Annotated in this window: 20 protein-coding genes; 9 read left to right on the top strand and 11 right to left on the bottom strand. The window is 70.9% G+C overall.

What is annotated here, in order from left to right:
- Window positions 1-39 precede the first annotated feature (39 nt).
- The 3 genes from ACZ63J_RS19805 to ACZ63J_RS19795 are packed head-to-tail and all read right to left on the bottom strand — an operon-like array spanning window position 40 to window position 2,122.
- Window positions 40-657 carry a hypothetical protein gene (locus tag ACZ63J_RS19805; RefSeq protein ID WP_465405145.1) on the bottom strand — a complete coding sequence of 206 codons (618 nt, stop codon included), beginning with the start codon at window positions 655-657 and terminating at the stop codon, window positions 40-42.
- Entirely contained in the window at window positions 654-1,100 is a 447-nt protein-coding gene (locus ACZ63J_RS19800; protein ID WP_465405143.1) for a hypothetical protein, read from the bottom strand. Before ACZ63J_RS19800 ends, ACZ63J_RS19805 begins: the two co-directional genes overlap by 4 nt.
- Window positions 1,101-1,141: 41 nt before the next feature.
- Window positions 1,142-2,122 carry a heme o synthase gene (locus tag ACZ63J_RS19795; RefSeq protein ID WP_465405141.1) on the bottom strand — a complete coding sequence of 327 codons (981 nt, stop codon included), beginning with the start codon at window positions 2,120-2,122 and terminating at the stop codon, window positions 1,142-1,144.
- Between the two features lie 294 nt (window positions 2,123-2,416).
- Between ACZ63J_RS19795 and tkt the strand changes: the two genes are divergently transcribed.
- Genes tkt through pgl form a run of 6 tightly spaced genes read left to right on the top strand, consistent with a single transcriptional unit; the run spans window position 2,417 to window position 10,652 of the window.
- A complete protein-coding gene (tkt, locus tag ACZ63J_RS19790; RefSeq protein WP_465405139.1) occupies window positions 2,417-4,516 on the top strand; it encodes a transketolase in 2,100 nt (699 codons plus the stop codon).
- Window positions 4,517-4,530: 14 nt separating this feature from the next.
- Complete coding sequence (tal, locus tag ACZ63J_RS19785; protein WP_465405137.1) at window positions 4,531-5,643, top strand: transaldolase; 1,113 nt, start codon at window positions 4,531-4,533, stop codon at window positions 5,641-5,643.
- 8 nt (window positions 5,644-5,651) lie between these two features.
- On the top strand, window positions 5,652-7,274 hold the full coding sequence (locus ACZ63J_RS19780; protein ID WP_465405135.1) for a glucose-6-phosphate isomerase: 1,623 nt from the start codon (window positions 5,652-5,654) through the stop codon (window positions 7,272-7,274).
- Window positions 7,271-8,794, top strand: a complete 1,524-nt coding sequence (gene zwf, locus ACZ63J_RS19775) for a glucose-6-phosphate dehydrogenase (RefSeq protein WP_465311189.1) — start codon at window positions 7,271-7,273, stop codon at window positions 8,792-8,794. Before ACZ63J_RS19780 ends, zwf begins: the two co-directional genes overlap by 4 nt.
- The gene (gene opcA / locus ACZ63J_RS19770; RefSeq protein ID WP_465405133.1) at window positions 8,791-9,876 is read left to right on the top strand and encodes a glucose-6-phosphate dehydrogenase assembly protein OpcA; all 1,086 of its coding nucleotides are present in this window, start codon (window positions 8,791-8,793) and stop codon (window positions 9,874-9,876) included. The genes zwf and opcA overlap by 4 nt, the downstream gene beginning before the upstream one ends.
- A complete protein-coding gene (pgl, locus tag ACZ63J_RS19765) occupies window positions 9,873-10,652 on the top strand; it encodes a 6-phosphogluconolactonase (protein ID WP_465405131.1) in 780 nt (259 codons plus the stop codon). The genes opcA and pgl overlap by 4 nt, the downstream gene beginning before the upstream one ends.
- Window positions 10,653-10,702: 50 nt before the next feature.
- Here pgl and ACZ63J_RS19760 read toward each other — a convergent pair whose 3' ends face one another.
- Complete coding sequence (locus ACZ63J_RS19760; protein ID WP_465405130.1) at window positions 10,703-11,266, bottom strand: TetR/AcrR family transcriptional regulator; 564 nt, start codon at window positions 11,264-11,266, stop codon at window positions 10,703-10,705.
- Between the two features lie 125 nt (window positions 11,267-11,391).
- Here ACZ63J_RS19760 and ACZ63J_RS19755 point away from each other — a divergent pair, with 125 nt between their 5' ends.
- Together ACZ63J_RS19755 and ACZ63J_RS19750 are read left to right on the top strand one after the other, a co-directional pair.
- The gene (locus ACZ63J_RS19755) at window positions 11,392-12,534 is read left to right on the top strand and encodes an FAD-dependent oxidoreductase (RefSeq protein WP_465405129.1); all 1,143 of its coding nucleotides are present in this window, start codon (window positions 11,392-11,394) and stop codon (window positions 12,532-12,534) included.
- 290 nt (window positions 12,535-12,824) lie between these two features.
- On the top strand, window positions 12,825-14,024 hold the full coding sequence (locus ACZ63J_RS19750) for a sensor histidine kinase (protein ID WP_465405127.1): 1,200 nt from the start codon (window positions 12,825-12,827) through the stop codon (window positions 14,022-14,024).
- Window positions 14,025-14,558: 534 nt separating this feature from the next.
- Here the strand turns inward: ACZ63J_RS19750 and ACZ63J_RS19745 are convergent.
- The 6 genes from ACZ63J_RS19745 to ACZ63J_RS19720 form a co-directional block, all read right to left on the bottom strand.
- Window positions 14,559-14,903: an RNA polymerase-binding protein RbpA gene (locus tag ACZ63J_RS19745; protein WP_086671261.1), complete on the bottom strand. Its 345-nt coding sequence runs from the start codon at window positions 14,901-14,903 to the stop codon at window positions 14,559-14,561.
- A 106-nt stretch (window positions 14,904-15,009) separates the two neighbouring features.
- Complete coding sequence (gene secG / locus ACZ63J_RS19740; protein ID WP_086845181.1) at window positions 15,010-15,240, bottom strand: preprotein translocase subunit SecG; 231 nt, start codon at window positions 15,238-15,240, stop codon at window positions 15,010-15,012.
- Window positions 15,241-15,367: 127 nt separating this feature from the next.
- Window positions 15,368-16,153, bottom strand: coding sequence for a triose-phosphate isomerase (tpiA, locus tag ACZ63J_RS19735; RefSeq protein WP_465405125.1), 786 nt, complete (start codon window positions 16,151-16,153; stop codon window positions 15,368-15,370).
- Entirely contained in the window at window positions 16,153-17,367 is a 1,215-nt protein-coding gene (locus ACZ63J_RS19730; protein ID WP_465405123.1) for a phosphoglycerate kinase, read from the bottom strand. The genes tpiA and ACZ63J_RS19730 overlap by 1 nt, the downstream gene beginning before the upstream one ends.
- A 5-nt stretch (window positions 17,368-17,372) precedes the next feature.
- The gene (gene gap, locus ACZ63J_RS19725) at window positions 17,373-18,374 is read right to left on the bottom strand and encodes a type I glyceraldehyde-3-phosphate dehydrogenase (protein WP_465405121.1); all 1,002 of its coding nucleotides are present in this window, start codon (window positions 18,372-18,374) and stop codon (window positions 17,373-17,375) included.
- A gap of 384 nt (window positions 18,375-18,758) precedes the next feature.
- Window positions 18,759-19,940, bottom strand: a complete 1,182-nt coding sequence (locus tag ACZ63J_RS19720; protein WP_465405119.1) for a winged helix DNA-binding domain-containing protein — start codon at window positions 19,938-19,940, stop codon at window positions 18,759-18,761.
- A gap of 71 nt (window positions 19,941-20,011) precedes the next feature.
- Here ACZ63J_RS19720 and ACZ63J_RS19715 point away from each other — a divergent pair, with 71 nt between their 5' ends.
- On the top strand, window positions 20,012-20,656 hold the full coding sequence (locus ACZ63J_RS19715; protein ID WP_465337718.1) for a LysE family translocator: 645 nt from the start codon (window positions 20,012-20,014) through the stop codon (window positions 20,654-20,656).
- A gap of 6 nt (window positions 20,657-20,662) precedes the next feature.
- On the opposite strand, the gene ACZ63J_RS19710 is transcribed toward ACZ63J_RS19715, so the two are convergent.
- Complete coding sequence (locus tag ACZ63J_RS19710; RefSeq protein ID WP_465405118.1) at window positions 20,663-21,451, bottom strand: TIGR03620 family F420-dependent LLM class oxidoreductase; 789 nt, start codon at window positions 21,449-21,451, stop codon at window positions 20,663-20,665.
- Window positions 21,452-21,460 lie beyond the last annotated feature (9 nt).

Raw genomic sequence — 21,460 nt, 5'->3', positions numbered from 1 at the left:
GAAAAGAGCCAGCCAAGTTTAACGGCGCACGCGGCGCGATCATTCCGGCGCGAGGTCGCAGTACGGGGAGACCTCGCTGCCGGGAGCGAGGGTGGCCGGCAGCTCCTTCTCCCCCACCGCGCACGACACGCTCGCCGCCGGCAGCTGCTCGCCGCCGGTGATGCGGCCGGCCGCGTCGCGGTGGAGCACCGCGGCTCCGCGGCTGGTCAGCGCCCGGCAGTTCGCCGAGTGGTAGCGGACACCACCCGGGACGACGGTCGCGGTCACCGGGGTGAAGCCGCCCAGTGCCTCGGGTGCCAGCCAAACCGCCGGGCCGGGTGTGGGCCGGTCCAGGGCGACGCCGCCCCGCTGCCCGGGAGTGAGCAGCGGCACCTCGACGGACCGCGAACCGGACGTCACCACGACGTGGTAGGCGGCCAGCGCGCTCGTGTTCTCCAGCACAGCGGCGCCCGGCCCCTGTTCGGCGACGCGCACCGCACCGCCGTCCGGGGCCGGACCCGGCGATGCCGTGATCCGCGCGGGAATCGCACAACCGCTGCCGAGGAGCGCGTTCGTGTCGAGCGACACCTTTCCGCGGCCGATAAACGCCAGCAGGCCGAGGACCACGACGGCCGCCAGCACCACCAGCACCCGGTCCTTGCCCAGGCGCGGCCTCACGGCGAGCCTGGGCTCTGCACCCGGTAGAGGTCGCCGGCCCGGCCGTAGTAAGACCCCGCCACCACGAAGACCAAGGTCCGCGAGCCCGCCTGCCAGTACGTGCGCATCTCGTCGGGGTCGTCCGGGTACGGCACCTCGGCAAGCGGCACACCTCGAACGGCGAGCAGCGCGCTCACCTCGTCGAACGTCACCGGACCGGCGAACGGGCCGTAGCGCTCGCGGACCAGGCGGTTGATCATCTCGGGGTCGCGGTGCCGGAGCCGGTGCGCCTGCACCGAGAAGTGGGTCCCCGCCCACGGCTCGCGGGCGCTGCCCCGCTGCCAGAAGAACTCGGCCATGCCGTGGTCGCGGCCCAGGGAGTGCTTCGACGGGTTGTCGCCGTAGTCGTCGCCGAGCAGTTCGGCCACCCGCTCGGGTGACCACGTGTGGTCGGCCCCGAGCACGGTGCCCGACTCGATGACGTCGGCGAAGAACCCCGCCGGGCTCAGAACGGGAGGCCGAGGGTCGGCAGGCCGATCGCCGAGTCGACGGCCAGCGCGACGAACACGATCATCAGGTAGGTGTTCGACCGGTGGAACAGCGCCATCGGCTTGGTCTCTTCCCCGCGCCGGACCGCCGCCTGCAGGCTGTGCGCGTAGAAGAGGAACCAGCCGCCGGCCAGGATGGCGAACGTGCCGTACAGCCACGACGTCACCGGGAGCAGCAGCAGCGTCCAGGCCACCATCACCCACGAGTAGATGACGATCTGCTTGGCGACGTGCTGGGCCGTGGCGACGACCGGGAGCATCGGGACGCCCGCGCGCTCGTAGTCGTCGCGGTACTTCATGCCCAGCGCCCAGGTGTGCGGCGGGGTCCAGAAGAAGATGACGCCGAACATCACGAACGCCGGCCACTGCACGGTGCCGGTGACCGCGGCCCAGCCGATGACGACCGGCATGCAGCCCGCCGCACCGCCCCAGACCACGTTCTGTGACGTGCGCCGCTTGAGGCCGAGCGTGTAGACGAAGATGTAGAAGAGGATCGTCGCGACCGCGAGGATCGCCGACAGCAGGTTGACCGTGAAATAGAGCACCACGGCCGACGCGACGCCCATGACCAAGCCGAAGATCAGCGCGCCGCGCCGCGGCACCGAGTCCTTCACCAGCGGACGGCGCTTCGTGCGGTTCATCACCTTGTCGATGTCCGCGTCGATCACGCAGTTGAGCGCGTTCGCGCTGCCCGCGGCCATCGTCCCGCCCAGCAGCGTGGCCAGGACCAGCCACGGCGAGGGGATCTGACGGCCGGCGAGGAACATCGCCGGGATCGTGGTCACCAGGAGGAGCTCGATCACCCGCGGCTTCGCCAACGCGGCATAGGCGCCGACGACCTGGCGCACGCTTCGCCGGTCACCGTGCGGTCGCTCACCGGTCGGGTGCACGGCGCTGGTGTCGTCACTGCGTCCGTGCGCAGCGTTCACCAACGACATTTCACTCCCTGCGTCAGGTTCGGGGCGGGCCCGCTGCCGGAGGCGTGTGGTGCCGCTGAAAACCGCCGGTGTGAACCCTCGAACGATGTTAGACGTGGTGAATCCCGTGGGTGATCGCGGGTCTGGAACGGGTCCAAGCACTAGGCTGGCCGCGACGGGCCGCGATTGCCCCTGCGCAGGGTCGCGAGCAGGAATATCGTCCCTTCGGGATCGATTGAGACAGAGGACCCCGCGCACGGGTAACCGGAACGAGGAAGACCAGCCGCAACCATCATGACCGGGAGTTGGAGTTCAGTGTCCGAAACCGCCCCTACCAGCGAGAACAACCCACTCCTCCGGCGTAACGTCCCCGCCGACTGGACCGACACCGACACCCGCGCCGTGGACACCGTCCGGGTGCTCGCCGCGGACGCGGTCGAGAACTGTGGCAGCGGCCACCCCGGCACCGCGATGAGCCTGGCGCCGCTGGCCTACACGCTGTTCCAGCGCATCCTGCGGCACGACCCGAACGACCAGCACTGGCCGGGCCGTGACCGGTTCGTCCTGTCGGCCGGGCACTCGAGCCTGACGCTCTACATCCAGCTGTACCTCGCCGGCTACGGCCTCGAGCTCGAGGACCTCAAGCGGCTGCGCAAGTGGGGCTCGAAGACCCCGGGTCACCCGGAGTACCGCCACACCGACGGTGTCGAGACCACCACCGGCCCGCTGGGGCAGGGCCTGGCGAACGCCGTGGGCATGGCGATGGCCGCCCGCCGCGAGCGCGGCCTGCTCGACCCGGACGCGGCGCCCGGCGAGAGCATCTTCGACCACCACATCTTCGTCATCGCCTCCGACGGCGACATCGAAGAGGGCGTCACCTCCGAGGCCTCGTCCATCGCGGGCCGCCAGGAGCTGGGGAACCTGATCGTCTTCTACGACGACAACAAGATCTCCATCGAGGACGACACGAACATCGCGCTGTCGGAGGACACCGTCGCGCGCTACGAGGCCTACGGCTGGCACACCCAGGTCGTCGAGGGCGGCGAGGACGTCGTCGCGATCGAAGAGGCGATCAAGAACGCGAAGGCCGAGACCGGCCGCCCGTCGTTCATCGCGCTGCGGACCGTGATCGGCTACCCGGCGCCGAAGAAGATGGGCACCGGCAAGGCGCACGGCGCGGCGCTGGGCGGCGAAGAGGTCGCGGCGGTCAAGGAGATCCTCGGCTTCGACCCGGCGCAGTCGTTCCAGGTCGAGGACGACGTCATCAAGCACACCCGCCAGGCGCTCGAGCGCGGCAAGGCCGCCCACGCCGAATGGCAGGAGAAGTACGAGGCGTGGGGCGCCGCGAACCCGGAGCGCAAGAAGATCGGCGACCGGATGGCCACCCGCACGCTGCCCGAGGGCTTCGCGGACAACCTCCCGAAGTGGGAGCCGGACGCCAAGGGCATCGCGACCCGCAAGGCCTCCGGCGAGGTGCTCAACGCCCTCGCCGAGCCGCTGCCGGAGCTGTGGGGCGGCTCGGCCGACCTGGCCGAGAGCAACAACACCACGATGAAGGGCGCCGACTCGTTCGGTCCCGAGAAGGCCGCCACGGACATGTGGGCGGCGAACCCGTACGGCCGGACGCTGCACTTCGGCGTCCGCGAGCACGCCATGGGCTCGATCCTCAACGGGATCGCGCTGCACGGCGGCACCCGTCCGTACGGCGCGACGTTCCTGATCTTCTCCGACTACATGCGCCCGCCGGTCCGGCTGGCCGCGCTGATGAAGGCGCCGGTCACCTACGTCTGGACGCACGACTCGATCGGCCTGGGCGAGGACGGCCCGACGCACCAGCCGATCGAGCAGCTTTCCGCGCTGCGCGCGATCCCGGGCCTCAACGTCGTCCGCCCGGCGGACGCCAACGAGACCGCCTACGCGTGGAAGGCCGTGCTGGAGGACATCCACCACCCGTCCGGCCTGGCGCTCACCCGCCAGAACGTGCCGGTGCTCGAGGGCACCAGCGCCGAGGGCGTCGCCAAGGGCGGGTACGTCCTGGCCGATTCGGACGGCACCCCGGACGTCGTGCTGATGGCCACCGGCTCCGAGGTCCAGCTCGCCGTCGAGGCGAAGAAGACCCTCGAGGCCGACGGCGTCAAGGCGCGCGTCGTGTCGATGCCGTGCGTCGAGTGGTTCGACGCGCAGGACGCGGCCTACCGCGAGTCGGTCCTCCCGGCCGGGGTGAAGGCCCGCGTGTCCGTCGAGGCGGGCATCGCCCAGTCGTGGCACCGCTTCACCGGTGACGCCGGGGTGAACGTTTCGATCGAGCACTTCGGCGCCTCCGCCGATGCCGCCACACTGTTCCGTGAGTTCGGGTTCACCGCGGAAGCAGTCGTCGAGGCGGCCCGCCGCTCGATCGCCAACACCAAGAACTGAAGGGGATGACAGTAATGAGCACAGACAAGCTCGCCGCGCTGTCCGAAGCCGGTGTATCGATCTGGCTGGACGACCTTTCGCGCGAACGCCTGAACACCGGCAACCTCGCGGACCTGATCCGCGACAAGCACGTCGTCGGCGTCACGACCAACCCGACGATCTTCGCCAACGCGATGTCCAAGGGTGACGCCTACGACGAGCGGACCCGTGAGCTGGCCGCCCAGAACGCCGACGTCGAGGCCACCATCCGCGACCTGACCACGACCGACGTGCGCAACGCCGCGGACCTGTTCCGCGACGTCTACACCGCCACGAACGGCGTCGACGGCCGCGTCTCCATCGAGGTCGACCCGCGCCTGGCCAAGGACACCGACAAGACGGTGGCCGAGGCGAAGGACCTCTGGAAGACCGTCGACCGGCCGAACACGCTGATCAAGATCCCGGCCACCCAGGAGGGCCTGCCGGCGATCACCGCCACGCTCGCCGAGGGCATCAGCGTCAACGTCACGCTGATCTTCTCCGTCGCCCGCTACAAGGCGGTCATCGAGGCCTTCTTCGCCGGTCTCGAGCAGGCGAAGGCCAACGGTCACGACCTGCGCGGCATCCACTCGGTCGCGTCGTTCTTCGTGTCCCGTGTGGACACCGAGATCGACAAGCGCCTGGACACGATCGGCACGGACGAGGCCAAGGCCCTGCGCGGCAAGGCCGCCGTCGCCAACGCGCGGCTCGCGTACGCCGCCTTCGAGGAGCTGTTCGCTTCGGACCGCTGGAAGGCCCTCGCGGCCGACGGCGCCCACGCGCAGCGCCCGCTGTGGGCCTCGACCGGCGTCAAGAACCCGGACTACTCCCCCACGCTCTACGTCGACGACCTGGTGGTGAAGGACACCGTCAACACCATGCCGGAGAAGACGATGGACGCCGTCGCCGAGCACTCCGAGCTCAAGGGTGACCAGGTCACCGGCCGCGGCGCCGAGGCGCAGGAGGTCTTCGACCGGCTTTCGGCCGTCGGTATCGACATCACCGACGTGTTCCTGGTGCTGGAGAACGAGGGCGTCGAGAAGTTCGAGAAGTCCTGGACCGAACTGCTCGACACCGTCAACGGCCAGCTCGAAAAGGCGAAGGGCTGAAGCACGACATGACGACAGGGGAAAACACCGGCGTCGAGATCGTGGACGCCACGCTGGCGGAGCGGGCCGCTCCGCTGGCCGAGCGCCTGGTCGCGGACCAGGCCGCGTCGAAGCTGGCGGCCCAGGACGCCACGCTGTGGGGTCCGGACGCCGAGTCCGAGGCGTCGATCCGGCTCTCGTGGACGTCGCTGCACAAGTCGTCCCGGCCGCTGATCGGCGAGATCGAAGCCCTGCGGACCGAGCTGCGGTCCGAGGGTGTCGACCGCGTCGTGCTGGCCGGCATGGGCGGCTCGTCGCTGGCGCCGGAGGTCATCACCGGCACCGACGACGTCGCGCTGACCGTGCTCGACACGACCGACCCGGGCCAGGTCGCCGACGCGCTCGCCGGCGACCTCGAGCGCACGGTGATCGTCGTGTCCTCGAAGTCGGGCGGCACCGTCGAGACCGACAGCCACCGGCGGATCTTCGCGAAGGCGTTCACCGACGCGGGGATCGACGCGGCGCGGCGGATCGTGGTCGTCACCGACCCGGGCTCGCCCTTCCAGGAACTGTCCGAAAAGGAGGGTTACCGCAAGACCTTCCTCGCCGACCCGCACGTCGGCGGCCGCTACTCCGCGCTGACCGCGTTCGGGCTCGTCCCGGCCGGGCTGGCCGGCGCGGACGTCGCCCGCCTGCTCGACCAGGCCGCCTCGGTGGCCGAAGAGCTCGGCGCGGACTCCGTGGACAACCCGGCGGTCAAGCTGGCCGCCGCGTGGGCCGCCGCGCACGAGACCGGCGCCGAGAAGGTCGTGCTGGCCGACTCCGGTTCCGGCATCAAGGGCTTCCCGGACTGGGCCGAGCAGCTGATCGCCGAGTCCACCGGCAAGCAGGGCACCGGTTTGCTGCCCGTCGCGGTCGAAGGCACGGAGGCGCCCGGCTTCGCCGACGCGAAGTCCGACGCCACCCCGGTCGCGGTCCGCGCCCCGAAGGGCGCGGCCAAGATCGCCGTCACCGGCTCGCTCGGCGCGCAGTTCCTGCTCTGGGAGTTCGCCACGGCGCTGGCCGGCCGGCTGCTCGGGATCAACCCGTTCGACCAGCCCGACGTCGAAGCGGCCAAGAAGGCGGCGCGCGCGCTGCTGGACGACCCGGAGAAGCTGAAGGGCGGCGAAACGGCGTCCAATGTGGACGGACCGGTCGAGATCTTCGGCAGTGCCGGGGTTTCCACGGACGGCAGCCTCACCGACGTGCTCCGCGCGTTCTTCGCGTCGGCGCCGGAAGCCGGCTACATCGCGGTGCAGGCCTACCTGGACCGCCTCGACGACGCGTCGACCGAGCTGCTGCGCGGCGAGATCGCCAAGCGCACGCAGCTGCAGACGACGTTCGGCTGGGGCCCGCGGTTCCTGCACTCCACCGGGCAGTACCACAAGGGCGGGCACCAGAACGGGGTCTTCCTGCAGCTGTCCGGCGCCGTCGAGCACGACCTCGAGGTGCCGGAGCGGCCGTACACGCTGGGGCAGCTGCAGCACGCCCAGGCCCTGGGCGACGGGCAGGTGCTCGCCGAGCACGGCCGCCCGGTGCTGCGCCTGCACCTGACCGACCGGGCCGCGGGCCTCGCGGCCGTCGTCCGCGCGGTACAGGAGGTCGACGCATGACCTGGCGCAACCCGCTGCGCGATCCGCGGGACAAACGGCTCCCGCGCATCGCCGGGCCGTCCAGCCTGGTGATCTTCGGGGTCACCGGCGACCTGGCCCGCAAGAAGCTGATGCCCGCCATCTACGACCTGGCCAACCGCGGGCTGCTGCCCGCGGGCTTCTCGCTCGTCGGGTTCGCCCGCCGCGACTGGGAGCACCAGGACTTCGGCGAGCTCGTGCACGACTCGGTCAAGGCGCACGCGCGCACGCCGTTCAAGGAGTCGGTCTGGAACCGGCTCGCCGAAGGCATCCGGTTCGTCCAGGGCACCTTCGACGACGACGACGCCTTCGACCGGCTCGCGCAGACGGTCAAGGACCTCGACAAGGAACGCGGCACCGGCGGCAACACCGCGTTCTACCTGTCGATCCCGCCCGGCGCGTTCCCGGTGGTGACCAAGCAGCTGGCCCGCTCCGGGCTCGCGAACGCCGACGAGAACACCTGGCGCCGCGTGGTCATCGAGAAGCCGTTCGGGCACGACCTGAAGAGCGCCGAAGAGCTCAACGCGATCGTCAACGACGTTTTCCCCGAGGAGTCGGTGTTCCGCATCGACCACTACCTCGGCAAGGAGACGGTCCAGAACATCCTGGCGCTGCGCTTCGCGAACCAGCTGTTCGAGCCGATCTGGAACGCCAACTACGTCGACCACGTGCAGATCACCATGGCCGAGGACATCGGCCTCGGCGGCCGCGCGGGGTACTACGACGGCATCGGCGCCGCCCGCGACGTCATCCAGAACCACCTGCTGCAGCTGCTCGCCTTCACCGCGATGGAGGAGCCGCTCTCGTTCGAGCCGCGGGCCCTGCGCGCGGAGAAGATCAAGGTGCTCTCGGGCACCAGCGCGATCGGGCCGCTGAGCCAGACCACCGCGCGCGGCCAGTACGCGGGCGGCTGGCAGGGCGGCACGAAGGTGCCCGGCCTGCTGCAGGAAGAGGGCTTCGCGAAGGACTCGAAGACCGAGACCTACGCCGCCGTGACCCTGGAGGTGCAGAGCCGCCGCTGGGCCGGGGTGCCGTTCTACCTGCGCACCGGCAAGCGGCTCGGCCGCCGTGTCACCGAGATCGCCGTGGTGTTCAAGCGGGCGCCGCACCTGCCGTTCGACTCGACGTCGACCGAGGAGCTGGGGCAGAACGCCCTGGTCATCCGGGTGCAGCCGGACGAAGGCATCACGCTGCGGTTCGGCTCGAAGGTGCCGGGGACCACGATGGAGGTCCGCGACGTCACCATGGACTTCGGTTACGGGCACGCGTTCACCGAGTCCTCCCCCGAGGCCTACGAGCGCCTGATCCTCGACGTCCTGCTCGGCGAGCCGTCGCTGTTCCCGGTCAACGAAGAGGTCGAGCTCTCCTGGAAGATCCTCGACCCGGTGCTGGAGCACTGGGCCAAGGAGGGCTCGCCGGAGCAGTACCCGCCGGGCACCTGGGGCCCGCCGTCGGCGGACGAAATGCTGGAGCGCACCGGCCGGAAATGGAGGCGCCCGTGATCATCGACCTGCCGTCCACCACGACTTCGGCACTCAACAAGAAGCTGGTGGAGATCCGCGAACAGGGCGGGCAAGTGGCGCTCGGGCGGGTGCTGACGCTGGTCATCGCGGCCGACGACGACGCCAACCTCGAAGAGGCGATCGAAGCGGCTAACGGCGCGAGCCGCGAGCACCCGTCGCGGGTGATCGTGGTCGCGAAGGGCGCGCGCACGGCCGCGCCGCGGATCGACGGCCAGATCCGCGTCGGCGGCGACGCCGGCGCGAGCGAGGTCATCGTGCTGCGGCTCTACGGCCCGCTGGCCGCGCAGGGCCAGAGCGCGGTCGTGCCGCTGCTGCTGCCGGACGCGCCGATCGTCGCCTGGTGGCCCGGCGCCGGCCCGAAGGACCCGGACAAGGACCCGCTCGGCGAGCTGGCCCAGCGCCGGATCACCGACTCGGCCGCGGAGAAGAGCCCGGTGCGGGCGCTGACCACGCGGGCGAAGGCATACACCGCGGGTGACACCGACCTGGCCTGGACGCGCCTGACGCACTGGCGCGCCCAGCTCGTCTCGGCGCTCGACCTGCCGCCGTACGAGAAGGTCACCGCGGCGACGGTGACCGGCGAGGCCGACTCGCCGTCGACCGAGCTGCTGGCCGCGTGGCTGGCCGAGTACCTGAAGGTGCCGGTCAAGCGGGTCAAGAGCTCGGGCGCGGCCGGGATCATCTCGGTCAACCTGGAGCGTCGGTCGGGCGCGGTGGAGCTGCACCGGCCGGACGGGCGTGTCGGCACGCTGACCCAGCCGGGCCAGCCGACCCGGCGGATCGCCCTGCAGCGGCGCAGCACCCAGGACTGCCTGATCGAGGAGCTGCGCCGGCTCGACCCGGACGAGGTCTACGAGGCGTCGCTGCACGGCCTGGGCAAGATCACGTCCGGCACGAACGGCAAGACCGGCGCGCCGGCCAAGCCCGACGTCACCTCCGCGGGGGCCGCGGCCGCCGCCGAGAAGGCGCCGGCTGCCGCGAAGGAGCCGGCCGCCGCGAAGGAGCCGGCCGCCGCGAAGGCGCCGAAGAAGGCGGCTGCGGGGAAGAAGAGCGCTTCATGAGCAAGACCGAGGTGGTCGTCTACGCGAACCAGGACCTGCTGGCGGCCGCCGCGGCCGCCCGGCTGGTCACGCGGCTGGTGGACGTCCAGGCCGCCAAGGGCTCGGCGTCGCTCGTGCTCACCGGCGGCGGCACCGGCATCGCGGTGCTGTCCGAGCTGCGGGCGTCCTCGGCCCGGGACGCGATCGACTGGTCGCGCCTGGACATCTACTGGGGCGACGAGCGGTTCGTCCCGACGGGTTCGGACGAGCGGAACGAGAAGCAGGCCCGCGAGGCCCTGCTGGACCACGTGCCGCTGGATCCCAAGCGGGTCCACGCGATCGCCGCCTCGGACGGCGAGTTCGGCGACGACGTGGACGCGGCCGCGGCCGCGTACGCGCACGTGCTGGCGGACAACGCGGACCCGGAGGACCACGGCGACGTCCCGTCGTTCGACATCATGCTGCTCGGCCTGGGCGGCGAGGGGCACACGGCGTCGGTGTTCCCGGAGTCCCCGGCGGTGTACGAGACGGAGCGTTCGGTGGTGGCGGTCCGCAACTGCCCCAAGCCGCCGCCGACGCGGGTTTCGCTGACCCTGCCGACGATCCGGCGGGCGCGGGACGTCTGGCTGATGACGGCGGGCGACGCGAAGGCCGACGCGGTGGCGCTGGCGTTGTCGGGAGCGGGCGAAGTCCAGCTCCCGGTGGCGGGGGCGCGGGGGCATCGGCGGACTTTGTGGCTGTTGGATCGTGCTGCTGCTGGGAAGCTGACGAAGGTGTATCAGCCGCCTACGGCGTGAGTTTTCTTGAAGGCCCCCTGCTTCGGCAGGGGGCCTTCGTTCTTTGCGCGTTATTTCGTTCGCCAGCCGCGGCCCAGGTTGCCGAAGATCTCCTCCGCCGCTTTGCGCGGGTTCTCGTGGGCCACGATCAGCTCCCGGGACGCCAGTGCGAACCGGGCCAGTGACGCGCACGAGACGTCGTCCTCGGGGGCGCCCTGCTCCTCCGCTATCGCGCGGGCCAGTGCCGTCTCGTGGCGCATCCACATCCGCCTGCCGTAGTCGCGCAGGGGCGGGGTGCTCTCGATCAGGCTGAGGAACTCGGGGCTCGGGCCGCCGTCGGCGATGTCGCGCAGGACGTGCTCGCGCAGGGCGTCCACGATCGTGTGGCCCGGCGGGCGGCCGCGGACCGCGAGGACCAGCGCCGCCTCGATGTCGTCGTCCTGGTCGAACAGCAGGGCTTCCTTGCTGGGGAAGTACTTGAACAACGTCGTCACCGAGACGTCCGCCGCGTCCGCGACCTCCTTCACCCCGACCGCGTCGTAGCCCCGCTCGAGGAACAGCTCCAGTGCCGCGTCGGCCAGCGCCTGCCGGGTCTGCGCCTTCTTGCGCTCGCGGCGCCCGATCACTTCGGTCATGCGGTCCAGCCTACGTGATGGTGGACTCACTTCAAAAGTTGAGTCATTGCACTTTTTGAGTCACTGTGCTTTTCTGGGTTCGAGCCGCCGGAACCGCCGGGGGCACCGACTTCCAGGGGGAAGCCATGACCACCACCAAGATCGACACCACCAGGATCGACACCACCAGGATCGACACCGCCAGGATCGCGATCGTCGGCGCCGGGCTCGGCGGGCTCGCCTGTGCCCGCGTCCTGCAGCTGCACGGCCTCGACGTCACCCTGTTCGAACAAGAAGCCGCCGCCGACGCGCGCCCCCAGGGCGGCACGCTCGACATGCACGGCGACACCGGCCAGGTCGCGCTGCGCACCGCCGGCCTCCACGACGAGTTCCGCGCCCTCTCCCGGCCCGAAGGCCAGCAGATGCGCGCCCTCGACCCGTTGAGCGGCGAGGTCGTCGTGGACGAGGTCCCCGCCGACGGTGAGGACTTCCGCCCGGAGATCGACCGCGGCCAGCTCCGCGGGCTTCTCCTCGGCTCCCTGGCGCCCGGCACCGTCCGCTGGGGGCGGCCGATCACCGACGTCTCCACGACCGGGCGTCTGGCCTTCGCCGACGGCACCGCCCAGGACTTCGACCTGGTGATCGGCGCCGACGGCGCGTGGTCGCGCGTCCGCCGCGCCCTCACCGGCGTCCGGCCGGAGTACAGCGGGGTCACGTTCGTCGAGTTCGGGCTCGACGACGCCGACCGCCGTCATCCGGCCCTCGCCGCGCTGACCGGCCAGGGCACGATGATGACGAAGGTCGGTGGCCAGGCGCTCTTCGCGCAGCGCAACAGCAACGGCCACATCCGCTGCTACGCCGTCTTCTACGCGTCGGAAGAATGGGTCGCCGGTGTCGACTTCGCCGACACGGCCGCCGTGCGCGCGGGCCTGCTGGAGCGCTACGCCGGCTGGGACGCGGGCCTGCTCGGCTACCTGCGGGACTTCGACGGCGGGTTCACGCCGCGGCCGTTGTACGTCCTGCCGGTCCCGCACGCGTGGACCCACACGCCCCACCTGACACTGCTCGGCGACGCGGCGCACCTGATGCCGCCGCTCGGGGTCGGCGCGAACCTCGCCCTCCTGGACGGCACCGAGCTCGCCACGGCGCTGGCGACCGCGTCGAGCGTCGGCGAGGCCGTCCGGACCTACGAGGCCGGGATGCTGCCGCGGTCGATCGAGACGGCGAAGGCGTGCGCGTCGGGTCTGCACGACCTGCTCAGCGACGACCTCCGGTCGATGGCGGCCTGAGAACTACCGCCGGACGGCCACACGTGGGTAACATGATTCCCACGATGTGGTCGTCTTGGTGCACGCTGGGAAGCAGAGCTCCCACTCTCGGTAGCACCCGTCCGTGGCTATCGCCCGGATGGACCAGTCGATTGCGAAATCCGGACGCCGGAACGCCGACGGCGGGTGAAACTTACCGTCTTCGTACGCCACCTCGTTAGCATCCGCACATTTGTCCGTTGCTGCGCGTCCCGATCGGGCCCTGAGCACCTCTCACCATCAAGTCCACAAGACGAATGGGGTCGCCAGCGATGAGTACAGAGGGACTCTCGATTCCAGGCATCTCGATCGGAGCCTCGGGGCCGTCGGCCGCCGAGCGGGTCCGAAAGCGCGGGCTGAGCCTGTTCGGCTCGGTGCCCCGCCCCGCCGTGGTCACGTTCGCCATCGAGGCGGCCGCGGTCATCCTGGCCGTGCTCGACGTCTGGCTGGTGATCCCCGAGAAGGCCCAGCCGTACTCGATCTACCTGTCCGGCGCCGCGTGCCTCGCGGTCGTGTTCCGCCGGAAGTTCCCGTTCCTCGCCGTGCTCGTCGCGGTGCCCGGCTTCCTGGCCGGCTGGGCGCAGCTCGCGTCGATGATCACCCTCGGCATGCTCGCCACCCGCCGTCAGCTGCACTGGCAGGTCTGGGTCGGCGCCGGGCTGGTGTGGATCTGCCGGTTCGTGCAGTGGCCCCTGGAGGACTTCGCCGAGCTCAGCTGGCGCGAGCACATCCTCGACGGCATCTACGGCGTGCTGGTCGCCGGCATGCCGATCGCGATCGGCCTGCTCATCGGAGCGCGGGCCGAGGTTTCGAACAAGCTCGCCGAGCTGGCCACGAGCCGCGACCGCGAGCGCCGCTTCCACGCCGACGCCGTCCGCGCCGAGGAACGCGCGCGGCTGGCCCGCGAGATGCACGACGTCGTCTCGCACCAGATCACGCTGATCGCGATGCAGGCCGGCGCGCTGCAGGCCCAGACCACCGACGACCGCGCACAGGAGACGGCGCAGGTCATCCGCACGCTGTCGAAGCGGACGCTGGAGGAGCTGCGTTCCCTGCTGAGCGTCCTGCGCGCGGACGCCGACGACGACGGCCCCCGCCCCGGGATCAACGACCTCGACCGGCTGATCCGGACGTCGGAGGTCCCGGTGCACCTGTCGGTGGAGCACCTGCCGGAGGCCCTGCCGAACCAGGTCTCGGCGGCGGCGTACCGGACGGTGCAGGAGTGCCTGACGAACGTCCACAAGCACGCGCCGGGCGCAACGGCGACGATCCGCATCCACGGCGAGCACGGCGCCCTCAAGATCGAGGTCCGCAACGAGCGCGCGAACCGTCCGTCGGAGAAGCTGCCTTCGGGTGGGCACGGGCTGACGGGCCTGGCTGAGCGGGCGCGGTTGCTGGGCGGGAGTTTCGAGACATCGGGCACCGAGGACGGCGGGTTCCGGGTCCGGGCTCGGTATCCGCTGGACCGCTGAGGGCGGCCGCCGGCCCCCGGTCTCCATTTTACCGGCAGGGTCGGACGATTTCGGATTCGATGAAGCCGCGAACGGCGGATTCCGGGCTGTGACGGCCGGAATCCGCCGTTCGCGGCTTTCTTGGGCCCGGGAACTGTCGGGGCCCTGCCGTAGCGTGGAAACGGGGGCTGCTCAGGCGCGGAACGCCCGGCGGAAAGGCCTGCGTGTGCTCCGGCAGCCGGTTCGCGTGCGTGGAGGGCGACTCGCGTGCCTGGTGAGTCAGCTCGCGTGTCTGAAGGATCGACTCGCGTGATTGAGCGGTCAACTCGCGTGATTGAGCGGTCAACTCGCGTGATTGAGCGGTCAACTCGCGTGATTGAGCGGTCAACTCGCGTGATTGAAGCGCCGACACACGCGCCCGGGGAGTCGGGTCACGCGCCCGAAGAAGCGACTCGTGCTCCTGGAGAGCGCGGTCCGGGCCGCGGAGTATTCAGGCCCGGAACGCGCGAAAAACCACCCCGAGGTGTCCCGGGGTGGTTTCCGGCCAGCGAACGCTTAGATGATCTCCCGGCGCTGACGCAGGCGCTCGAGGGCTTCGGCCAGGATGGCCTCGCCGTCGGCGTCGCTGCGCCGCTCCTTCACGTAGGCCAGGTGGGTCTTGTACGGCTCCGTCCGCGGCGCGGCCGGCGGGTTCTTCTCGTCCTGCCCGCCGGGGAGCCCGCAGCGGGGGCAGTCCCACTCGTCGGGGATCTCCGCGTCGAGCGCGAACGATGGGCGGGCTTCGTGCCCGTTGGCACACCAGTAGCCGACGCGGCGCCGCGGCGCCGACTCACCTCGTTCCGATTCGCCCGTAGGTCCGGCACCCACCCGGGTGCCCCGAATCGCGTTACCGCCAACCATGAATCCTCACACCTATGGAATCGGCGGCGCGCCCCCCAATAGGCACGCCGAATCGCTGCGCCCTGCCGCCGTGACCCGGTCTCGATCGACGACGTGACGCCGGACGTCACACCTTGAGCAGCAGGCCCAGCCCCACGATGCTGATCAGCCAGACCGCGCCCAGCAGCAGGGTGATCCGGTCGAGGTTCTTCTCGGCCACGCTCGACCCCGCCAGGCTGGACTGCATCCCACCGCCGAACAGCGACGACAGGCCACCACCCCGGCCACGGTGCAGGAGAACCGCCACCACGAGGAACACGCTGGTGACGATCAACAGGATTTGCAGGAACAGCTTCATGTCATCCTCTGGGCTCTAGGAGAATGCAGGGGTACGGCATGGTCGTTTCCGACCACCACCGTACCCCTGGACTCGTCCACTGCTGTGTGACGGACCGGATACACAGGTTACCCGGTCGTGGCCTCGATCAGGGCAGCGGCCCGCCCGCGGCGAGTGCGCAGAGTTTCGTGAACTCCTCGCCGTCGAGGCTCGCTCCGCCGACCAGGGCACCGTCGATGTTCTCGCAGCCCACCAGCTCGCTGATGTTGCCCGACTTCACCGATCCCCCGTAGAGCACCCGGACGGACGAAGCGACCTCGTCGCCGTACTTCTCCTGGAGGGTGGCGCGGATGGCCTTGCAGACCTCTTCGGCGTCGGCCGAGGAGGCGACCTTGCCGGTGCCGATCGCCCAGACCGGCTCGTACGCGACGACCACGCCGGTGACCTGCTCGGCCTTGAGGCCCTTCAGGCCCTCGATCAGCTGCGTCGTGGTGTGGTGGATGTGCTCGCCGGCCTCGCGGACCTCGAGCTTCTCCCCGATGCAGAGGATCGGCGTGATGCCGTGCTTCAGCGCGGCCTTGACCTTCTTGTTGACCAGCTCGTCGGTCTCGGCGTGGTACTCGCGCCGCTCCGAGTGCCCGACGGCGACGAACTTGCAGCCCAGCTTCGCCAGCATCAGGCCCGAGATGTCACCGGTGTAGGCGCCGGAGTCCTGCGGCGCGATGTCCTGGGCGCCGTAGGTGAGCGACAGCTTGTCGCCGTCGACCAGGGTCTGCACGCTGCGGATGTCGGTGAACGGCGGCAGCACCGCCACGTCGACCTTCGCGTAGTACTTCTCCGGCAGCGCGAAGGCGATCTTCTGGACGAGCGCGATCGCCTCGAGGTGGTTCTGGTTCATCTTCCAGTTGCCGGCGATGAACGGCTTGCGTGCCACTAGTTCTTCTCCTCCAGGGCGGTCACGCCCGGCAGTTCCTTGCCTTCGAGGTACTCCAGCGAGGCACCGCCGCCGGTGGAGATGTGCGAGAAGCCGTCTTCGGGCAGCCCGAGCTGACGGACGGCCGCCGCCGAGTCGCCGCCGCCGACCACCGTGAACGCGTCGCTCTTGACCAGGGCTTCCGCGACGGCACGGGTGCCGCCGGAGAACGCCTCGAACTCGAACACGCCCATCGGGCCGTTCCAGAACACGGTCTTGGCGTCGGCCAGCTTGCCGGCGAACAGCTCGCGCGTCTTCGGGCCGATGTCGAGACCCTGGCGGTCGGCCGGGATGGCGGTGGCGTCGACGACCTCGTTCTCGGCGTCGGCCGCGAACTCCGTCGCCGCGAGGACGTCGACCGGCAGCACCAGTTCGACGCCGCGCTTCTCGGCCTCGGCGAGGAAGCCCTTCACCTGGTCGAGCTGGTCGGCCTGCAGGAGCGACTGGCCGACCTCGTGGCCCTGGGCCTTGAGGAAGGTGTACGCCATGCCGCCGCCGACGAGCAGCCGGTCGACCTTGGTCAGCAGGTTCGCGATGACGCCGAGCTTGTCGGACACCTTCGCGCCGCCGAGCACGACCACATACGGCCGCTGCACGTCGTCGGTGAGCTTCTTCAGCACGTCGAGCTCGGCCAGCACCAGGCCACCCGCGTACGCCGGGAGCACCGAGGCGACCTCGTAGACCGAGGCCTGCTTGCGGTGCACCACGCCGAAGCCGTCGGAGACGAACGCGCCGCCCGGGACGAGCGCGCCCAGCTCGGCGGCCAGCTCGGAGCGGTCCACGGCGTCCTTGCTGGTCTCGCGCGCGTCGAAGCGCACGTTGTCGAGCAGGACGACACTGCCGTCGGCCAGGCCGGCGGTCAGGGCCTTCGCGGAGTCGCCGACCAGGTCACCGGCGAGGGTGACGTCGGCGCCGAGCAGCTCGGAGAGCCGCGCGGCGACCGGGGCCAGCGTGTACTTCGGGTCCGGCTCGCCCTTGGGGCGGCCGAGGTGCGCGGTGACGACGACCTTCGCCCCCGCCTCGGCGAGCTTCTTGATCGTCGGCAGCGCGGCGCGGACCCGGCCGTCGTCGGTGATGCGAGACCCGTCGAGCGGGACGTTCAGGTCGGAACGCACGAGTACGTACCGGCCCTGAACGCCCTCGCCCAGCAGGTCGTCGAGGTTCTTGACGGACATCCGGCTCAGAGCTTCGAGCCGACGAGCTTGATCAGGTCCGCGAGGCGGTTGGAGTAGCCCCACTCGTTGTCGTACCAGCCGACGACCTTGACCTGGTTGCCGATGACCTTGGTCAGCGGCGAGTCGTAGATGCAGGACGCCGGGTCGGTGACGATGTCCGAGGACACGATCGGGTCGACCGAGTAGCGCAGGATGCCGGCGAGGGGGCCCTCGGCGGCGGCCTGGTAGGCGGCGTTGATCTCCTCGACGGTGGCGGACTTCTTCAGCGTCACCGTGAGGTCGGTGGCCGAGCCGGTCGGGACCGGGACGCGGAAGGCGAAGCCGTCCAGCTTGCCCAGCAGCTCCGGCAGCACCAGGCCGATCGCCTTGGCGGCGCCGGTCGAGGCGGGCACCACGTTCAGCGCGGCGGCGCGGGCGCGGCGGAGGTCCTTGTGCGGGCCGTCCTGCAGGTTCTGGTCCTGCGTGTACGCGTGGATCGTGGTCATCAGGCCGTGCTCGATGCCGAACGAGTCGTTGAGCACCTTGGCCAGCGGGCCGAGGCAGTTCGTGGTGCACGACGCGTTGGAGATGATGTTCTGCGAGCCGTCGTACTTGTCGTCGTTGACGCCCAGCACGACGGTCAGGTCCTCGCCCTTGGCGGGCGCGGAGATGATGACCTTCTTCGCGCCGCCGGCGATGTGCGCCTTGGCGGCGTCGGCGTTGGTGAAGAAGCCGGTCGACTCGACCACGACGTCCACGCCCAGGTCGCCCCAGGGCAGGTTGGCCGGGTCGCGCTCGGCGAGGGCCTTGATGGTCTTGCCGTCCACGACGATGCCCTCGTCGCTGACGCTGACCTCACCCGGGAACCGGCCCAGGATGGAGTCGTACTTCAGCAGGTGGGCCATGGTGGCGACGTCGCCGAGGTCGTTGAAGGCGACGACCTCGATGTCGTGGCCGCTGGCCTGCACGGCGCGGAAGAAGTTGCGGCCGATGCGGCCGAAGCCGTTGACACCTACGCGAACGGTCACTGCTGCCACTCCTCTGAGGATCGGCCGGAGTCCCGGCCGTGACTTGCGGGCTCGCGGCAACCCTAGCGTGCGGGCATGCGCGTCCCTGACTGCCCTGACGAGACTTCCACCACTTGGCGAACGGGTCAAGAATCGATTAAGAAGTCTGGTGGTTTCCGGGTGGGTCCGCCGGGTGGACCACGGTGGACCGGTGAGGCTCGCGGTTCGGCGGTTCCGGCTGGGAGTGCGGGGTGCGGACTGGTGACGGGGAGGTGTCCCGCGAGGCGCTGGAACGATTCAGTCGATCTGGTCGGAAGGCGGCTTCCGGCCGCTGTCCGACGCCGGGTTCCGGGCGCGCGGGAGCGGGCGTGAGGTCCATGACTCGACCGATCCAGCGAGACCGCTTCACCCGGTCAGCTCCCGCTCCAGCGGTGTCCGGAACCGCGGCACCGCACGAACCTCGCCGTACCAGCCCGCGCAGCGGTCCGCCTCCGCCTCGACCATCGCCGTCGCCTCCTTCCCCACCTCCTCCAGCAGCCGGAACACGACTTCGCCCGAGGCGCGCTGGGCCCAGCCGCCCACCACGCGGCCGTTCAGCCAGATCGTCGGGCCGATGTTGCCGCTGCGGTCGAACAGCGCCGGGCGGTGCGGGCCCAGGAACCAGTCCCTCTCCTGCCAGCCCATCGGGGTCGGGTCCAGGGCCGGGAGGAACGCCACCCACGGCGGCGGTGACGGCACCGGTGAGACGTCGTCCGGCAGCACCACGCCCGGCACGCCGTCGAGGTCGACCTCCGCCGGCTTCAGCACGGCCAGTGCCTTCTTCGTCTGGCCGGCCGTCCAGCCCGTCCACCAGCGCAGGTCGGCCACCGGCGCCGGGCCGTACGCCCGCAGCCAGCGCCGGGCCAGCTCGACCCGCGCCTCCTCCGCCTCCCACGGGCGCAGCCCCGGCGCCCAGGCATCCATCGGGTGCCAGACGTACTGGGTGCTGATCCAGCTGCCCCGCGGGCGGCCGCGGACGATCCGGCCGCTCGCCGCCAGCAGGAACAGCACCCGGCTCGTGACGTTGCCGATCGCCTCGTACGGCTTCCCCGCCGCCATCAGCAGCTGCTGGCGCAGCCTCGGCTCGTCCTCGCTCAGCTGCTGCGCCGTCGCCGAGCCGCGGGCGCGCAGAGCCGCTTCCACCGCGGCTTCGACCTCGGCCAGCCACTTCCCCGGCTCCGGCACGTTTTCCGGGTGGCCCTGCTGGCCGAGGTGCTGCTCCAGGAGCTTCCGCTGCTTGACTTCGATGTCCGCGGAGCACGCGGCCTGCACGAGCGCCGCCGTGTCCAGACTGGTGACGAACACCGTGCGGCGCATGCCCAGCAGCCGCAGCAAGGTGCGGTCCTCGTACAGCGCTTGCTCCACCGCGGCGATCGCCGGGGACGCGAGCCGCGCGCACGCCGACAGGTGGACGGTCGCCGGGTCGGTGGCGTGCAGCGCGATCACCCCGGCCACGGCGTCGGCCACCGTGGCCGCGGGCGCGGCCAGGTGGTGCCGGACGGCGAGGCGGGCACGGCGCTGCTCGGTGGTGATCTTCGGCGGAGGCACCCGCTGGTCTTACCACCCCGCACCGACAAAAACGCCTGGTTCCCCGGTCGGGAGCCGTTTACCCTCGCGGCATGGTCTCCGGTACGCACTTCGCGGCCTTCGCCGCGCTGACCTTCCTCATGGTCGTCGTCCCCGGCCCGAGCGTGCTCTTCACGATCAGCCGCGCGCTCACCGTCGGCCGGCGCGACGCGCTGCTCACCGTCCTCGGCAACTCCGTGGGCGTCTACACGCAGGTCGTCGCGGTCGCGTTCGGCCTCGGCGCGCTCGTCACGACGTCGGCCGCGGTGTTCACCGGGATCAAGATCGCGGGCGCGATCTACCTGGTGTACCTGGGGATCCAGGCGTTCCGGCACCGGCGGAAGCTGTCCGACGCGATGGCGGCGAAGGTGCGCACCACCCCGGGCCGCGTCTTCACCGTGCTGCGCGACGGTTTTGTCGTCGGCTTCGCCAACCCGAAGTCGATCGTGTTCCTCGCGGCGCTGCTGCCCCAGTTCGTCGACCCGGCGGCCGGGTCGGTGCCGGCGCAGATGCTGCTGCTCGGCCTGTGCCTGCCCGCGATCGCGCTGACCACCGACACCGCGTGGGCGCTGGTGGCGGGCACCGCACGCGCGTGGTTCGCCCGCTCACCGAAGCGCCTCGAGATGGTCGGCGGCACCGGCGGCCTCGTCATGATCGGCCTCGGCACCACGCTGGCCTTCACCGGCCGGGGTGACTGAACACGGTCAGCGGATGGCCTCCGCCAGCGCGGGCCACCACTCGCGAGGCAGGTCACTGGCCGGGACGACCACCTGGTCCGCCCCCGCCGCCCGGTATTCGCGCAGGCGGGCCACCACGGCGTCGAGGTCGCCGCGCACGGTGAGCCCGTCGACCAGCCGGTCCGACAGGTCCGTGACGTCGGCGTCGGTGAAGCCCATGCGGCGGAAGTTGTTCGCGTAGCCCGGCATCCCGGCCAGGAACCGGAGCGAGCCGGAACGGGCCTTATCGCGGGCCGCGGAGGTGCCGGAGTCCGGGACGACGCTCAGCAGCACCACCAGCTGCTTCCCCGCGCCCAGGATCTCCCGCGCCGAGGCGACGTAGTCCGTCGTCACCAGGAACGGGTACGCCCCGGCCGCGCGGTCCCGGGCCAGCTCCAGCATCTTCGGGCCGAGCGCGGACAGGATGCGGTCGGCCGCCGGGACGGTGTCGTCCAGCTCGTCGAGGTAGTCGTTCAGCGTGGCCAGCGGACGCGGGCCGTGGGCGCCACCGAGGCCGACTACGAACCGCCCGGCCGGCAGGTCCGCGTACGCCCGGGCGACGTCGGCCGCGGGCACCCGGTCGACCGGGAGGATGCCGCTCGCCACCGGGATCTTCGCCGTCCCGTGGATCACGTCGGTGATCAGCGGCAGGTTGTTGCCCTGCCCGCCGGCCAGCCACAGCGTGGCGTAGCCCAGCTCGTCCAGCTCCGCGGCGGCCGTGACGGTCTCCGGCCCGGTCGTGCCCAACGTGGCGCCCAGCGCCCCCAGGTTCGTCATGCGCGCGTC

The sequence above is a fragment of the Amycolatopsis sp. NPDC104863 genome (assembly GCF_055582965.1).
The sequence above is the reverse complement of the archived record's forward strand: the minus strand, read 5'-3'. Positions and strand labels throughout refer to the sequence as shown.

Excerpts from the sequence above, each read along its gene's own strand:
- ACZ63J_RS19795 (WP_465405141.1), bottom strand. The coding sequence starts at position 2,122 with ATGTCGTTGGTGAACGCTGCGCACGGACGCAGTGACGACACCAGCGCC.
- tal (WP_465405137.1), top strand. The coding sequence starts at position 4,531 with ATGAGCACAGACAAGCTCGCCGCGCTGTCCGAAGCCGGTGTATCGATC.
- ACZ63J_RS19780 (WP_465405135.1), top strand. The coding sequence starts at position 5,652 with ATGACGACAGGGGAAAACACCGGCGTCGAGATCGTGGACGCCACGCTG.
- zwf (WP_465311189.1), top strand. The coding sequence starts at position 7,271 with ATGACCTGGCGCAACCCGCTGCGCGATCCGCGGGACAAACGGCTCCCG.
- pgl (WP_465405131.1), top strand. The coding sequence starts at position 9,873 with ATGAGCAAGACCGAGGTGGTCGTCTACGCGAACCAGGACCTGCTGGCG.
- ACZ63J_RS19760 (WP_465405130.1), bottom strand. The coding sequence starts at position 11,266 with ATGACCGAAGTGATCGGGCGCCGCGAGCGCAAGAAGGCGCAGACCCGG.
- ACZ63J_RS19755 (WP_465405129.1), top strand. The coding sequence starts at position 11,392 with ATGACCACCACCAAGATCGACACCACCAGGATCGACACCACCAGGATC.
- ACZ63J_RS19750 (WP_465405127.1), top strand. The coding sequence starts at position 12,825 with ATGAGTACAGAGGGACTCTCGATTCCAGGCATCTCGATCGGAGCCTCG.
- ACZ63J_RS19745 (WP_086671261.1), bottom strand. The coding sequence starts at position 14,903 with ATGGTTGGCGGTAACGCGATTCGGGGCACCCGGGTGGGTGCCGGACCT.
- secG (WP_086845181.1), bottom strand. The coding sequence starts at position 15,240 with ATGAAGCTGTTCCTGCAAATCCTGTTGATCGTCACCAGCGTGTTCCTC.
- ACZ63J_RS19730 (WP_465405123.1), bottom strand. The coding sequence starts at position 17,367 with ATGTCCGTCAAGAACCTCGACGACCTGCTGGGCGAGGGCGTTCAGGGC.
- ACZ63J_RS19715 (WP_465337718.1), top strand. The coding sequence starts at position 20,012 with ATGGTCTCCGGTACGCACTTCGCGGCCTTCGCCGCGCTGACCTTCCTC.
- ACZ63J_RS19710 (WP_465405118.1), bottom strand. The coding sequence starts at position 21,451 with ATGACGAACCTGGGGGCGCTGGGCGCCACGTTGGGCACGACCGGGCCG.